Raw genomic sequence first — 14,006 nt, forward strand, 5'->3', positions numbered from 1 at the left:
TTTGACAAATTCGTCTGAATACCGCTTAAGTCCTCGGGAAAGGATCGCTCTCATGGCTCAGGTATCGACAGGCAAGGCAACTCCGCGCGCGCGGCGCAATCTGGTCGCCGAAGTGGTGGCGCGCCTGCGCGAGAAGATCGAAGGCGGAGAGTTCGCCGTTGGCGACCGGCTGCCGTCCGAGGCCCAGCTGACCGAGGCCTTTTCCGTCTCGCGCACGGTGGTGCGCGAAGCGATTGCCACCCTGCGGGCAGACGGCCTCGTCGAGCCGCGTCAGGGTGCTGGCGTCTTCGTGCTGGAGCCAGCCGCGACTGTTCTGCGGCCCTTCCAGATTGTCGACGTGGACAAGATTTCCTCGATCATCGAGGTGCTGGAGCTGCGGACTGCCCTTGAAATGGAGGCTGCGGCACTCGCGGCGGCACGACGCTCTCCTGCGCAGGAAGAGGAGATATATCAGGCAGAAGCAGAGATTCGGGCGCTGGCGGAGCGGGGGGAGCCGACGACCGAGGCCGACTTCAGGTTTCACCGGGCTATTGCGCTGGCCACCAACAACCCGCGCTTTGTCGAATTCCTCGATGTTCTGGGCCTGACGGTGATTCCACGCTCGAACCTGGGACCCTCGGGCCGCGAGCGGAGTTCGGACAGCTACATCGCGCTGATCTCGTCCGAACACCGTGCCATTGCCGATGCCATTGCCCACGGCGATGCCGAGGCCGCGCGCGACGCGGTGCGCCATCACCTGAAGGGCAGCCAGCAAAGATATCGCAGTCTTCTCCGCGACTCGTCCAAATAGATCATACAAGTAATTGACACTTGTCTGTCATGTCGGATAGCTCTGGGGCAATTCAGCTTATCGGAGCGCGATATGAACCCGAATGATCTCAAGACTGCCCTAGGTTCGGGGCTACTCTCCTTTCCCGTCACGCCGTTCGGGGCCGATGGTGCCTTTAACCGCCCGGTCTACGAGGAACACGTGGGCTGGCTCGCGCAGTATCCGGCGGCCACGCTCTTTGCCGCTGGCGGCACCGGCGAGTTCTTTTCGCTGAAGCCCTCCGAGATTCCGGAGATCGTCAAGGCGGCCAAGGCGGCCTCTGGCGATATCCCGATCGTGTCGGGCTGCGGCTATGGCACGGAGATCGCGGTCGATATCGCGCAGGCGGCGGAAAAGGCTGGTGCGGATGGCATCCTGCTGATTCCCCACTACCTGATCGACGCTCCGCAGGAGGGCCTGTACGCCCACGTGAAGAAGGTGTGCCAGTCTGTCGGGTTCGGCGTCATGGTCTACAACCGCGACAACTCGATCCTGCAACCCGATACGCTCGCCCGCCTGTGCGACGAATGTCCCAACCTGATCGGCTTCAAGGACGGGTCGGGCGATATCGGGCTGGTGCGGCAGGTCACGGCCAAGATGGGCGACCGCCTGATGTACCTTGGCGGGATGCCGACGGCCGAGCTGTTTGCCGAGGCATATCTTGGCGCTGGCTTCACCACCTATTCCTCGGCGGTGTTCAACTTCGTGCCGGGCCTTGCCATCGAGTTCTACGATGCGCTCCGGGCAGGCGAACGCGCCCGTTGCGAAACCATCCTCAATGACTTTTTCTATCCGTTCATGGAGATCCGGAACCGCAAGAAGGGCTATGCCGTGTCGGCCATCAAGGCGGGCGTCCGCCTGCAAGGCTTTGACGCGGGCCCGGTGCGGTCGCCGCTGACCGACCTGACGGAGGAGGAGATGGCGATGATGGAAACCCTGATCGCGCCCTACAAGCGATGAAGATCGAAGCGGTTCGCACGCATCTGCTGGAACACCGGCTCGACACCGCCTTCGAGAGCGCCTCGATGCGGTTCGACCGGCGCCAGCACCTGCTGGTTGAAGTCATCTGCGACGATGGAACTGTGGGCTGGGGCGAATGCCTTGGCCCGGCCAAGGCCAATCGCGCGGTCGTCGAAACCTATGCCAACTGGCTGGTGGGGATGGACCCGCTGGAGACCGAGAAGGTCTGGGCGGTGCTCTACAACGCCCTGCGGGACCAGGGTCAACGCGGGTTGACCGTGACCGCCCTTTCTGGGATCGACGTCGCCCTGTGGGACATCAAGGGCAAGCACTTTGGCGCGCCGGTCTCGGTTCTTCTGGGGGGCCGGTTCCGCGAGAGTGTCAGGGCCTATGCCACTGGCGCGTTCAAGCGCGACGGGGTCGACCGCGTCACCGACAACGCGGAAGAGGCGGCGCGGCATCGCGCGGCGGGCTTCCACGCGATGAAGATCAAGATCGGCTTTGGCTTCGATGGAGACCTCGCCGTGATCCGTGCGGTCCGCGAGGCCATGGGGCCAGATATGCGCCTGATGATCGACGGCAACCACGGTTACGACACGGTCGAGGCGATCCGGGTGGGACGGGCGGCAGCGGAGTATGGGGTGGACTGGTTCGAGGAGCCTGTCACCCCCGAGCACCTGTCGGCCTATCGCGAGATCCGCGAGAAGCAGCCGATCCCGGTGGCCGGGGGAGAGACGTGGCACACGCGGTGGGGCATGCGCGAGCCCGTCGAGACTCGGGCGGTCGATATCCTGCAGCCGGACCTCTGCGGATGCGGCGGGTTCACCGAGATGAAGCGCATCGCCGATCTCGCTGCGCTGCACAACATTCGGTTGGTGCCGCACGTCTGGGGAACGGCCGTGCAGATCGCCGCGTCGCTCCAGTTTATGGCGGCGATGGTGCCCAATCCCGTGCGCTTGAACCCGGTTGAACCCATTCTGGAGTTCGACCGCACCGAGAACCCGTTCCGGCAGGCGGTGCTGACCCGGCCCATCGAACACGAGGCAGGGGTGGTCGCCATTCCCGACGGTCCCGGCCTTGGGATCGAGATCGACCGGCAGGCCCTGAAGGACTTTGCCCCGGAGGAAGACAGATGATCGACCGCAAGCTATCCGGCGCCGCGCCGGCGATCCGCCTGCCGCAGGGCGCGATCGACACGCAGTGCCACATGTACCTGCCGGGATACCCGGCGATGCCCGGCGGACCGGGCAACCCGCCGGATCCGCTGCCGACGCCCGCGATGTACCTGGAGATGGCCAGATGGCTGGGGATCGAGCGGGTCGTGGTGACGCAGGGCAATGCGCAGCAGCGTGACAATGCCTGCCTGCTCGCCTGCCTTGCCGAGCTGGGTGCGGTGGCCAAGGGTGTGGCCGTGATCGACGACGAGACCACGGATGCCGAGATGGTCCGCCTGAGCGATGGCGGGATCGTCGGGGCCCGCATCATGGACCTGCCCGGCGGGGCGGTCGGGCTGGAGGCGCTGGAGGCGGTCGATGCCAAGGCGGCTGCACATGGCTGGGTCATGGCGGTGCAGTTCAACGGGTCGGACATTCTCGAGCACGAGGCGAGGCTGGCGGCACTCAAGAGCAACTGGGTGCTGGACCATCACGGCAAGTTCTTCCGTGGTGCGCAGCCCGACGGACCGGAAATCGCCGCCGTGAAGCGGTTGATCGACGGCGGGCGGTGCTGGTTCAAGCTGGCCGGCTGCTACGAGAGCTCGCTGACCGGTGCCCCCGAGTTTGCCGACATCGCCGCCAATAGCCGCGAGATCGCGGCCCACGCGCCGGATCGGCTGCTGTGGGGTACCAACTGGCCGCACAACCTGGCCAAGACGACCGCGGAGTATCCCGATGACGGGGTTTTGCTCGACACCGTGCTCGGCTGGCTGGATGCGGGCACGCGGCAGAAGGCCGTCGTGGACAACCCGATGGAGTTTTTCGGGTTTCGCTGAAGTGTGCCGGAGCGGCAGGTGCGCTCCGGCTCTTCAGATCCGGTTGCAGATGCGCTCCACCATCGACGCGACGTGTTGTGCCGCCTGAGAGAGTGGCACTTGCCGGCGCGTGAGAATGCCAAGCTCGAGCGGGGGCGGAAGGTCCTTCTCGGGCAGGTCCAGCATCCGCAGGCCCCGTTGTTCTAGCTGGTGCTTGAGCAGGGGTTCGGGCGCGAGGACGATCAGGTCCGACCGGGCGCCGAGGACCGAGAGCAGATAGGGGGACCGGCAGAGCACCGGCGGGCGTTGCAGGTGGTGGCCCTGCTGTTTCAGCCAGTTTATGACCCATTGGTCCACGCTGCTCGGGCCCGGGTGCAGAGCCCAGTGGCATTTCATCAGGTCATCCCAAGAGTTGGGCGCCTGCATCTTCGATTCTCCGCCCACGGCGGGAACCATGCGGACCGCGGTGAAGGGCCGGAACATCATGTCGGGCGTCAGGATGCCCGGGTAGGTGAAGGTGACCGCGAAATCGAGATTGCCCTCGAGGATCAGGGGCAGGACGTGGTCGACCACCCCGAGGTCCGCGTCGAGTTCTCCGTCCGGGTAATGGCGGTGAAAATCCTCCACGATCCGGTGCAGCCCGATGGTTGCAACCAGTGGGGTCAGCGCCATGCGTACATGCGCGCGACCCTGTCCGCTCAGTTGGCGCACCTCTTCCCGCGCGCGGTCGAGCGTTGCCATCACCAGCCGCGCATTCGACAGCAGGCTGCGCCCGGCCTCGGTGAACTGGGTGCCGTCGACCCGGCGTTCGAACAGCTTGGCACCGACGTCATCCTCGAGCTCGCGCAGGGCGCGGGTTACCGCGCTCTGACTGAGATTGAGCTCGCGTGCGGCACCCCGAATCGAGCCCGAGGAGGCGAGTGCGAGAAGGGCCCTGAACTGTCCGAGACGCATGGAAATCGACCTGACCACAATTGGGTGTCACCAGACCTAATTTACTGTCTGTGAGAGTCGGAGGAAACACTTACTCTGCCCTTCATGGACAGATTTACCTCGCAAGAACAACCTAATGCGGACGCAATGACGGAATGGCGGCAGTTCCTGCATGCCCATGCCGAAGTTGGTCACGATCTCTTTGAAACCAGTGCCTATGTCGCCGACCGGCTGGAGGAAATGGGCCTCGCTGTCACCCGGAACGTGGGTGGCACGGGGGTCGTCGCCCGGATCGAGCTGGGCGAGCCCGGCAAGGGGCGGCAGCTTGGCCTGAGGGCCGACATGGACGCCCTGCCGATGCAGGAGCATACCGGCCTGCCGCATGCCTCGCAGAACCCGGGGGCCATGCACGCCTGCGGCCACGACGGGCATACCGCGATGCTGCTGGGGGCGGCGGACCTGATCCAGCGCCGGATCCGTTCCGGTCAGATCACCGGGGATGGCGCCATTACCTTCATCTTCCAGCCCGCAGAGGAAGTCGGCGGCGATGACAGCGGCGCCCAGCGGATGATCCGCGACGGCCTGTTCGACCGATTCCCGATGGACGAGGTCTATGGCCTGCACAATGCCCCTCTCGACGAGGAGGGCACCATGCAATTCCGGCACGGCCCGCTGCTGTGTTCGTCCGAGCGGGTAGAGATCACCATCTACGGCAAGCAGAGCCACGGCGCGACGCTGCACCTTGCCAAGGACGCGACACTTGCCATGGCCTCGATGATCATGTCGCTGAACACGCTGATCACGCAGGATACGCCCCCGCTCGAGACCGGAATCTTCAACATCGGCGAGGCGCATTCGGGGACGACCTACAACGTGATTTCGGCCGAGGCCAAGATCTACGGCTGTCTGCGCGCCTATCGCCCGGAGGTCATCGAGACACTGCGCCAGCGGATCAAGGAGATCGTCGAGTTCAGCGCAAAGACCTACGGCTGCACCGCCGAGGTTCAGATCGGGCCGGGCTATCCCGCCGTGATCAACGATGACCGGGCGCTTGACCATTCGATTGCCAGCGCGATCCGCCTGCTTGGCGAAGATCGCGTCGAAGTCGAAGCCTCGCAGATCACCGCAGGCGAAGACTTTGCCTTCTACCTGCAACATGCCCCGGGTGCCTTTGCGACCATCGGCAACGGTGACAACGGGTGGAAGAACGGCGAGCACATCGGCCCCTGCGCGGTGCACAGCCCCTACTTCGACTTCAACGACGCGATCCTGCCCACTGGCGCGTCATACTGGGCTGCCCTGGTCGAGGACCGGCTCAAGGCCGACGCCTGATTTTCCCCTGACTCCTGCCCGCGCTTGCATCTCTGCGCGCGGGCGGGTTTTGTCGGGTCATCGTATCAGGGTGCTGACCTCCATGAACTTTCCCGATTTTCCCGCCGACACGCTCCGCCTGCTGCCTTGCTGGGAGGCCTACGTCGACATCGCGCCGACGCAGGTGAACGGGCCGGGACCCTATGGCGTTCGCAATGTCGTGCCGATCACCGGTGGCACGTTCAAGGGAACGCTGGCGCCGGAAAGCGATGCACCGGTCCCGTTCGAGGGCGTTGTCCTGCCGGGCGGTTTCGACCTTCAGCGCGAGCGCCCCGACGGGCCGAAAGAGCTGGAAGCGATTTATCACATGCAGGCGTCGGACGGGTCGGTCATCGAGATCCGCAACCTGGCGCTGCTGACCTATGACGCGGATCGCAAGATCCAGTATTCGCGCTCTCGGATCTTCGTCGAGGCGCCCAAGGGGCCGTGCTCATGGCTGAACCAGCGGGTGTTCGTCGGGTCCGTTCAGGCGGTCAAACCACAGGAACAGGTGCTGATCCGGTCCTTCGTGGTGGTCTGAGATCTTCGGCTCTGCCGGATCGAAGAGAGCAGACGCGGCGCCCTGCGCGGGCGCCGCAAGATTGGATCAGTGGCGCGGGTCGATGGGCAGGATCGGGCCAATCGCGCGTTCAAGGACGGCCCCGGCTTCCAGCAGCCGCCGGTCGCCATAGCGGTCCGAGATCAGCTGCACGCCCATCGGCACGCCCGGAACCGTTCCCACCGGAACCGACAGGCCCGGCAGACCCAGCGTGGGGGTGCCCATCATCGGGCCGTGCGCGCGGAAGTACCAGTCTGTGTCGAGACCGTCCTTCACATCGAGGTCGTCCTCGTAGGGCTTGATCCAGGTCATCGCCGTCAGCAGGATCGGGTAGTCGGCGAAGAAGAGCTGCCACTGCCGCAGCAGGGTCGAGCGCTTGCTGAGCAGTTGCAGGAACTGTTCCTTGTCGTCGATCTTGTCGATGCCGTCGATCAGCGCGCCCATCGATTTCTTGAGCTTCTCGTCGCCGTTCTTCAGCATCAGCTGGTAGAGACCGCCGCTCATCTCGTTGCCGAGCAGTTGCCGCCAGAAGGTCATCGCCTCGTACAGCGAGGGAGGCTGAACCTCGACCACCTCGTAACCGGCATCGGCCAGAATCGCCCCGGCCTGACGGATCGCGGCGGTCACTTCCGGGTCGACGGCACTCTCGTCGGTCTCGGCCAGCATCGCGACCTTGCAGGGACGGTGGGCCAGCGGTGCGTCGAACATGGTGCTCAGCGGCACCTGCCAGATGTCGCGGGGATCCGGCTGGGCGAGGGCCTGCATCGAGATCCGGATATCCTCGACCGAGCGGGCGAGGGGGCCCTGGACCGAGGACATCTGCGAGACGATGGGCCGTTCGGACAGCTGGCTCGGGTTGTAGGCGGGAACGATCCCGGCGGTGGGGCGCAGGCCGTAGATGCCGTTGCAGTAGGCCGGGTAACGTACCGATCCGCCGATGTCGTTGCCGTGGCCCATGGCCCCGATCCCGGCGGCCGTGGCTGCCCCGGCGCCGCCGGAGGAACCGCCCGGCGTCAGGCTCTTGTCATGCGGATTGTAGGTATGCCCGTGCAGGTCGTTGCTGGTGCAGCCACGCATCGAGTAGCAGGGCGTGTTGGTGCGCCCGATGATCACCGCACCCGACGCGCGGAGGTTCTTCACCACCGAACCGTCCTCGGGCGCGATCAGGTCCTTGTAGGCCACGACGCCGTTGGTCGTGGCGCGGCCGCCGTAGTCGACGTTGATCTTTACCGTGATCGGCACGCCGTGCAGCGGGCCGCTGGGGCCGGAGGAGCGGAGCGCCGCATCGGCTGCGCGCGCGGCCTCCATCGCCTGCTCGGGGAGCGCATCGACGACCGCGTTGATCGGCCCGTTCGCCGCCTCCATGCGCGCGAGAGCGCTCTCGGTCGCCTCCACGCTGCTGACTTTGCCCTCGCGGATCGCATCCGCCAGTTCGCTCGCGGTCCATGACCAGAGTTCTGTCGTCATTCGTCGTCCTGTTCCTTGCTGTGATCTCAGACCGCCGCGCGTGCCTGTTGGCGGGCAAAGAAGTCCCGCCCCGGCACCGCGTCGAGCAGGCGGCGTGTGTAGTCCTCTTGCGGCGCATCGAACAAAGTCTGCGCCGCACTCATCTCGACGATGCGGCCGGACTGCATGACGATGATCCGGTCCGCGATTTCACGCGCCACGCGCAGGTCGTGGGTGATGAACAGCATCGACAGCCCCATCTCGGACTTGAGGTCGCTGAGCAGGTCCAGCACCTGACTCTGCACCGACACGTCGAGCGCCGACACCGCCTCGTCCGCGATCACCAGCTCGGGCTTCATGATCAGGGCCCGCGCGATGCAGACACGCTGCCGCTGGCCGCCCGAGAACTCGTGGGGGAAACGGTCGAAGGCGGCGGGCGAGAGGCCCACGCGGTCAAGCCATTGGCGGGTGTCCGCCTCGGCCTCGGCCCGGGGGGTGCCAAAGATCATCGGCCCGCGGGCGATGCTTTCGCCGATGGGGATGCGCGGATCGAGGCTGGCATAGGGATCCTGAAACACGATCTGGGCGCGCCGCCGATACTGGCGCAGCGCTTCCCGGCCCATGCCGCGCACGTTCTTGCCATGCCAGAGGATCGCGCCATCGTCGGCTTCGATCAGGCGCAGCACCATGCGGGCGAGGGTGGACTTGCCCGAGCCGCTTTCGCCCACGACCGCCAGGGTCTCGCCCTCGCGCAGGGTCAGGTTCAGGTTGCCAGCGGCAAGGACCCGTCGCGGCGGGGCGAAGAGGCCCTGCCGTGTCACGAATTCCTTCTGCAGTCCCTTCACCTCGAGCAGCGGATTCGCGTGAGTCTCGCCCGCCTGGACGGAGCCGCGCCCGGGCACCGCGTCGAGCAGCATGCGGGTGTAGTCCCGGGTCGGGGTGTCGAGCACGCTTGCCGCCGGTCCCTGTTCCTCGATCCGGCCCTGCTTCAGCACGACGACCTTGTCGGCGATGTCTGCCACCACCCCGATGTCGTGGGTGATGAAGAGCACGCCCATGCCGCGCTTTTCCTGCAGATCCTTGATCAGGTCGAGGATCTGGCGCTGGGTCGTCACGTCGAGAGCCGTGGTCGGCTCGTCTGCGATGAGCAGCTTGGGGTTGTTGCTGAGCGCCATGGCGATCATCACGCGCTGGCGCTGGCCGCCCGAGAGCTGGAACGGGAAGGCCTTGCGCAGACGCGAGGGGTCCGGCAGGCCGACCTGCGTGAAGAGCTCTTCGACGCGCGTGGTCAGTGCCTCCCGCGCTATCGTCGGCTGGTGCACCCGGATCGCCTCGCCCACCTGTTCGCCCACCTTCTTCAGCGGGTTCAGGGCGGTCAGCGGTTCCTGGAAGATCATCGCGATATCACCGCCGCGCAGCGCCATCGTCTCGGATTTGGAGAGCTGCAGCAGGTCCTTGCCGGCAAAGTCGAGTCGGCCCTGATCGGCGTGGACCTTCGGGGGCAGGAGACCGAGGATCGCGTGGGCGATCATCGACTTGCCCGAGCCCGACTCGCCAACGAGGCAGACGATCTCGTTCGGGTTGATGTCAAAGCTGATCTCCGACACCGCGTGTTCGCGATCCGCGCCCTTGGGCAGCCGAATCGACAGGTTCTCGACACTCAGCAGGGTCATGCGCGGGAAATCCTCGGGTTCAGGGCATCGTTCAGGGCTTCGCCCACGAGGTTGATCGCGACCACGGTGATCAGGATGGCAAAGCCAGGGAAAACGCTCATCCACCAGGCCTGGCGGATCACGGTGCGTCCGGCGCCGACCATGTAGCCCCAGCTCATGAAGTTCGGGTCTCCGAGGCCCATGAAGCTCAGCGCGGCTTCGATCAGGATCGCGGTCGCGACGGTCATCGACGCTGTCACGATGATGGGGGAAATGGCATTCGGCAGCACGTGGCGCAGTAGCACCGACATCGAGGACTGGCCCTGGCATCGGGCTGCCTGCACGAACTCCCGCTGCGCGACGGACTTTACCTGGGCCCGGGTCAGACGGGCGAGGGGGGGCCAGCTGACGATGCCAATGGCGAGGATCACGGTCCAGATCGACGGGGTCAGGATCGCGACCAGCAGAATCGCCAGAACGAAGTTCGGGATGGTCTGGAACACCTCGGTCGCCCGGACGATCAGCAGGTCCACCATCGGGCCGGAGAAACCGGCAATGGCGCCGAGCGTCACGCCGATCAGCACGGCTGCCAGGGTCGAGGCGATGCCGATCAGCAGGGACACGCGAGCGCCGTGCATGACGCCGGAGGCGATGTCGCGCCCCATGGTGTCACTGCCCATGAGCATGTGATTTTGACCCGGGCGCATGAAGGGCGCACCGGCCATGTCCCAGGGCGAGCCGGGGTATATGACCGGCGCCAGCGCGGCCATCAGGCAGACGACGGCAAGGAGCGTGAGCCCGACAACCCCTGCCGGGCGGCTGAGGAAGGTTTTCAATGTCTTGTTCATTGGTCTTTCTCCGGCTCAGCGCACCGCGAGCCGTGGGTCCACCAGCCGGTGGATCAGGTCGGTCAGGAGGTTCACCGCGATCACGAGAATCGACATCACGAGGAAGAGGCCCAGAAGAACCGGGTAGTCCCGCGCGGTCACCGCATCGAATGTCAGACGCCCGAGGCCCGGCCACGAGAACACCGTTTCCACAACCACGGCCCCGCCCACGAGAGCGCCGATCTGGAGACCGGCGAAGGTGATCACGGGGAGGGAGGCGTTGCGCAACATGTGGCCACGCAGGATGGCGCTCTCGGACAGGCCCTTGGCGCGAGCCGTTTTCACGTGATCCTCGGCGGCGACCTCGATCAGGGCGGCGCGCATCAGCCGGGTGTATGCGGCCATGTAGATGGCGGCGAGCGTGAGCGCGGGCAGAATCAGGTGCTTGAGCACGTCCAGTGCATAGCCGACGGTGCCAAAGGTCTTGGCGCGCATGTCGGCGTAGCCGAAGGCAGGCAACCATTCGAGCTTGATCGAGAACAGCAGCACCAGCATCAGGCCCAGCCAGAACACCGGCGTTGCATAAAGCACCAGTGCGGCGAGGGAGATACCCAGGTCTGTTATCTTTCCGTGTCTCAAGCCCGCTAGAGCGCCGAAGACCACACCTCCGATCAGCGAGATGAAGAAGGCGGACAGCGTCAGCAGCAGCGTCGGCCCCAGACGTTCGAGAATCAAGTCGGACACCGGGCGCCCCTGTCGGAACGAATAGCCGAGGTCGAGCGTCACGATCTTCTTGAGATAGGTGCCGAGCTGAACCGCGTAGGGTTGGTCGAGTCCGTAGTCGGCCCGGACCTGCGCGAGGAACTTCTCGTCGGTCGAACCGGATTGCCCGGCGATGACCATGGCAGGATCGCCCGGAGCGGCGCGGACGAGGCAGAAGTTGATGACCGCAATGACGAGGATCGCAAACACGATCCCCGCCAACCGGGTCAGTACCAGTCTTGCTGTGCGCATCAGCCCCAGTGTGCCTTTGCAAAGTTGCCGTTTGCGCCGGTGGCCCCGACGATCAGGTCCTTGAGCGACGAATCGTAGATCGTCGGATACTGGGCCTCGTAGGTCCACAGCACCGGCAGTTCGTCGACCAGGATCTTCTGCACTTCACTGTAAAGCGCCTGGCGTTCCTCGTCCGAGGTGGCGACGGCCGCCTTGGCAAACAGCTCGTCAACCTTGGGGTTCTCGTACCCTTCGGTGTTGGAGAACAGCACGCCCTTGCGGATGTTGGAGCTGATGTAGGTCCGTGCCACGCCGAGGGCGGGGTCGCCGAACTGGTAGAGCATGTTCGAACTGATGTCGTAGTCCCAGTTCGAGATGGCCTGCGCCCAGCCCGCCATGTCGGTCGACAGCAGCGTGATCTCGATGCCGCCTTCGGCCATCGACTGGCGGAAGAATTCGGCGATGCGCGTCATCACCTCGCCATAGGGCGGGATGGTATAGGTCAGCTTGACCCGGACGCCGTCCCCGTCGGGCGCCAGACCCATCTCGTCGAGCAGGGCGATGGCCTTGTCCACGTCCTTTTCGTACTTCGGCACGTCACCGTCATAGAACCGGGTGGTGGTGGCGATGGGGCCGGTCGCGACCTGGCCGAGGCCGAAGACGATGTTGTCGACGATGAAGTTGCGGTCCAGCAGGTACATCATGGCCTTGCGGAACCGGACGTCGTTCAGAGGCTCCTTGCGCAGGTTCAGCTCGTACCAAGCCATCGGCGAGAAGAACTCGTAGCCCTTGGTGGTCAGCTCCATGTTCGGCAGGCCGGCAACGCGCTGCACGTCGAAGGGTTCGATATCGTTCCACTGTGCGAGGTTGGCTTCGCCGGTTTCAAGCGCGACCGACCGCGAGGCCGCGTCGGGGACGATCTTGTAGTAAATCTCGGTGAGGCCCGGCTGCCCCTCGACGTAGTAGTCCTCGAAGGCGGTCAGGTGGATGTAGGAACCGCGCGCCCATTCGTTCAGCATGAACGGACCGGTGCCGATGGGTTTGTCGTTGGCCGGGTTGTTGCGATAATCGGTGCCCTCGTAGACGTGCTTGGGCGCGATCGGCGCGGACGAGGCCTCGAAGGCGAGGATGAAGGGCGCGAAGGGTTCCTTCAGCTGAAACACGACCGTGTAATCGTCGGGCGCGGTGATGCTCTCGCAGCGGTCAAAGTTCGCGCGGGCGCGCGGGTGCACCTCTTTCAGCATCACGTCGCAGGAGAACACGACGTCGGCGGCGGTAAAGGGCTCGCCGTCATGCCACTTGGCATTCTCGACGAGGTGGAAGGTATAGGTCAGGCCGTCTTCCGACACCTCCCACGAAGTCGCCAGCTGCGGCTGCGGGGTCAGGTCGAAGTCGAAGGTCAGGAGGCTTTCGTAGATCTTGCCGCCAACGGTGCCGGTCGGGGTCTGCTGGTTCAGCGGCAGCACGAGGATCGGCGGTTCCGGCTGGATGATGGTGACAAGCCCGCCGTCCGGGGTGGCTGCCGAGGCTGCGCCGTTCAGCAATCCGTCGAGGAAGGGCAGTGCCGCACCGGTTCCGAGCAGCATTTTGTGGAAATCACGTCTCTTCATGAAGTCTCCTGACTGTTGACCCGTCTACTTTTGTGGCGTCGCGCTCCAACCGGGTTTGTGGAAGGCTTTGAACGGGCTGAACATTCGTAGGCGTGAACCCAGAGGAATGACAACCAGTCACGATGCGAGGCCCTATGGAGCGAACTCTGCAGGGCCGCGCGGCGCCGGGTTGTTGATGTCGGAATGTTGAGAGTTTTTTGGGAGGGGGGGCAGACAGCAGATAGGACTAGGTGACAACAAAACTGCGTCTCTTGATCGAATTTGTGGTCGATCGATTCTGCTGCAGCCCGTCCTTGGTGCTCGTGAGGGGGTGTTTTTCATTAGAATACAGATGGATAGTTCGGTGCAGGAGGGGGAATCGTTCGCCGGGCTTCACACAGCGCGACTCGCTGCGGCTCCCCGGCAAGTGAAGAGACGCCGCTGTTTTCATAGGCAGACAGGTTTCTCGGCCTGAGAGTATGCGGGACGCCTGCACCTGGCCTTTCCCTGCGAGGACGCCCCTGAACATCGAGCAATTGTCGTCCTGGCAGAACTCCTGCCGGGACTAAGCCTTCCCTGCCGGGACTCTCCAACGAGAGCCGTGGGATCGGATGGTCCGCCAACCTGATGCCGGGCATCATGCGCAGGAGCTTGATACCTTAAATGCCAAGAGGCGGAGCGCAGGGCCAGTCAGGTCAGAAAGGCGAAATCAGGCCGGTCTGACCTATCAGATTCAAAAAAGTGACGAGAATTTCAAAAAGGCTCTTGCGACTCCCTGAGGGATCAGTAAAAGGCCCTTCACCGGCGGCGCTGAGGCGCGGGACGGGGCGCCAGACGGGCGGTACGGACGGGAACGGACGGATCGTTACGAGACGCAAGGAAGAAAATCTGAGGTAATGCAGGCGGGGCGCGCCGAGAAG

General features: G+C 64.7%; 13 protein-coding genes. 6 read left to right on the top strand and 7 right to left on the bottom strand.

Going from position 1 to position 14,006, the window contains the following annotated elements:
* Positions 1-52 precede the first annotated feature (52 nt).
* The 4 genes from DDT93_RS22245 to DDT93_RS22260 all read left to right on the top strand — a co-directional run bounded on the left by DDT93_RS22245 (position 53) and on the right by DDT93_RS22260 (position 3,758).
* Positions 53-790: a FadR/GntR family transcriptional regulator gene (locus tag DDT93_RS22245; protein WP_109468091.1), complete on the top strand. Its 738-nt coding sequence runs from the start codon at positions 53-55 to the stop codon at positions 788-790.
* Positions 791-862: 72 nt separating this feature from the next.
* A complete protein-coding gene (gene kdgD, locus DDT93_RS22250) occupies positions 863-1,768 on the top strand; it encodes a 5-dehydro-4-deoxyglucarate dehydratase (RefSeq protein ID WP_109468092.1) in 906 nt (301 codons plus the stop codon).
* The gene (locus tag DDT93_RS22255; protein WP_109468093.1) at positions 1,765-2,904 is read left to right on the top strand and encodes a mandelate racemase/muconate lactonizing enzyme family protein; all 1,140 of its coding nucleotides are present in this window, start codon (positions 1,765-1,767) and stop codon (positions 2,902-2,904) included. Before kdgD ends, DDT93_RS22255 begins: the two co-directional genes overlap by 4 nt.
* Positions 2,901-3,758, top strand: coding sequence for an amidohydrolase family protein (locus DDT93_RS22260; protein WP_109468094.1), 858 nt, complete (start codon positions 2,901-2,903; stop codon positions 3,756-3,758). Before DDT93_RS22255 ends, DDT93_RS22260 begins: the two co-directional genes overlap by 4 nt.
* Before the next feature lie 33 nt (positions 3,759-3,791).
* Here DDT93_RS22260 and DDT93_RS22265 read toward each other — a convergent pair whose 3' ends face one another.
* Positions 3,792-4,691, bottom strand: a complete 900-nt coding sequence (locus DDT93_RS22265; protein ID WP_109468095.1) for a LysR family transcriptional regulator — start codon at positions 4,689-4,691, stop codon at positions 3,792-3,794.
* Positions 4,692-4,817: 126 nt separating this feature from the next.
* On the opposite strand from DDT93_RS22265, the gene DDT93_RS22270 reads away from it, so the two are divergent.
* Positions 4,818-6,002, top strand: coding sequence for an amidohydrolase (locus DDT93_RS22270; RefSeq protein WP_157960256.1), 1,185 nt, complete (start codon positions 4,818-4,820; stop codon positions 6,000-6,002).
* Between the two features lie 82 nt (positions 6,003-6,084).
* Positions 6,085-6,561 (top strand): DUF3237 domain-containing protein, encoded by a 477-nt coding sequence (locus DDT93_RS22275; protein ID WP_109468097.1) that lies wholly within the window; start codon positions 6,085-6,087, stop codon positions 6,559-6,561.
* A 66-nt stretch (positions 6,562-6,627) separates the two neighbouring features.
* Here the strand turns inward: DDT93_RS22275 and DDT93_RS22280 are convergent, their stop codons facing one another.
* From DDT93_RS22280 to DDT93_RS26980, 6 genes are all read right to left on the bottom strand, one after another.
* Entirely contained in the window at positions 6,628-8,046 is a 1,419-nt protein-coding gene (locus DDT93_RS22280) for an amidase (RefSeq protein WP_109468098.1), read from the bottom strand.
* Positions 8,047-8,072: 26 nt separating this feature from the next.
* Positions 8,073-9,698 (bottom strand): ABC transporter ATP-binding protein, encoded by a 1,626-nt coding sequence (locus DDT93_RS22285; protein ID WP_109468099.1) that lies wholly within the window; start codon positions 9,696-9,698, stop codon positions 8,073-8,075.
* Entirely contained in the window at positions 9,695-10,525 is an 831-nt protein-coding gene (locus DDT93_RS22290; RefSeq protein WP_109468100.1) for an ABC transporter permease, read from the bottom strand. Before DDT93_RS22290 ends, DDT93_RS22285 begins: the two co-directional genes overlap by 4 nt.
* 15 nt (positions 10,526-10,540) lie before the next feature.
* Positions 10,541-11,518: an ABC transporter permease gene (locus DDT93_RS22295; RefSeq protein ID WP_109468101.1), complete on the bottom strand. Its 978-nt coding sequence runs from the start codon at positions 11,516-11,518 to the stop codon at positions 10,541-10,543.
* The gene (locus DDT93_RS22300) at positions 11,518-13,107 is read right to left on the bottom strand and encodes an ABC transporter substrate-binding protein (RefSeq protein WP_109468102.1); all 1,590 of its coding nucleotides are present in this window, start codon (positions 13,105-13,107) and stop codon (positions 11,518-11,520) included. The genes DDT93_RS22295 and DDT93_RS22300 overlap by 1 nt, the downstream gene beginning before the upstream one ends.
* A 674-nt stretch (positions 13,108-13,781) precedes the next feature.
* The coding region (locus DDT93_RS26980; RefSeq protein WP_232825541.1) for a hypothetical protein at positions 13,782-14,006 on the bottom strand (225 nt) is incomplete at its 5' end.

Source organism: Albibacillus kandeliae (assembly GCF_003116585.1).
In the GTDB taxonomy this organism is placed as follows: domain Bacteria; phylum Pseudomonadota; class Alphaproteobacteria; order Rhodobacterales; family Rhodobacteraceae; genus Albibacillus; species Albibacillus kandeliae.

Bases quoted from the DNA above. Each gene is read 5' to 3' on its own strand.
- DDT93_RS22270 (WP_157960256.1), top strand. From the start codon at position 4,818: ATGACGGAATGGCGGCAGTTCCTGCATGCCCATGCCGAAGTTGGTCAC.
- DDT93_RS22260 (WP_109468094.1), top strand. From the start codon at position 2,901: ATGATCGACCGCAAGCTATCCGGCGCCGCGCCGGCGATCCGCCTGCCG.
- DDT93_RS22300 (WP_109468102.1), bottom strand. From the start codon at position 13,107: ATGAAGAGACGTGATTTCCACAAAATGCTGCTCGGAACCGGTGCGGCA.
- DDT93_RS22255 (WP_109468093.1), top strand. From the start codon at position 1,765: ATGAAGATCGAAGCGGTTCGCACGCATCTGCTGGAACACCGGCTCGAC.
- kdgD (WP_109468092.1), top strand. From the start codon at position 863: ATGAACCCGAATGATCTCAAGACTGCCCTAGGTTCGGGGCTACTCTCC.
- DDT93_RS22245 (WP_109468091.1), top strand. From the start codon at position 53: ATGGCTCAGGTATCGACAGGCAAGGCAACTCCGCGCGCGCGGCGCAAT.
- DDT93_RS22285 (WP_109468099.1), bottom strand. From the start codon at position 9,698: ATGACCCTGCTGAGTGTCGAGAACCTGTCGATTCGGCTGCCCAAGGGC.
- DDT93_RS22265 (WP_109468095.1), bottom strand. From the start codon at position 4,691: ATGCGTCTCGGACAGTTCAGGGCCCTTCTCGCACTCGCCTCCTCGGGC.
- DDT93_RS22280 (WP_109468098.1), bottom strand. From the start codon at position 8,046: ATGACGACAGAACTCTGGTCATGGACCGCGAGCGAACTGGCGGATGCG.
- DDT93_RS22290 (WP_109468100.1), bottom strand. From the start codon at position 10,525: ATGAACAAGACATTGAAAACCTTCCTCAGCCGCCCGGCAGGGGTTGTC.
- DDT93_RS22275 (WP_109468097.1), top strand. From the start codon at position 6,085: ATGAACTTTCCCGATTTTCCCGCCGACACGCTCCGCCTGCTGCCTTGC.
- DDT93_RS22295 (WP_109468101.1), bottom strand. From the start codon at position 11,518: ATGCGCACAGCAAGACTGGTACTGACCCGGTTGGCGGGGATCGTGTTT.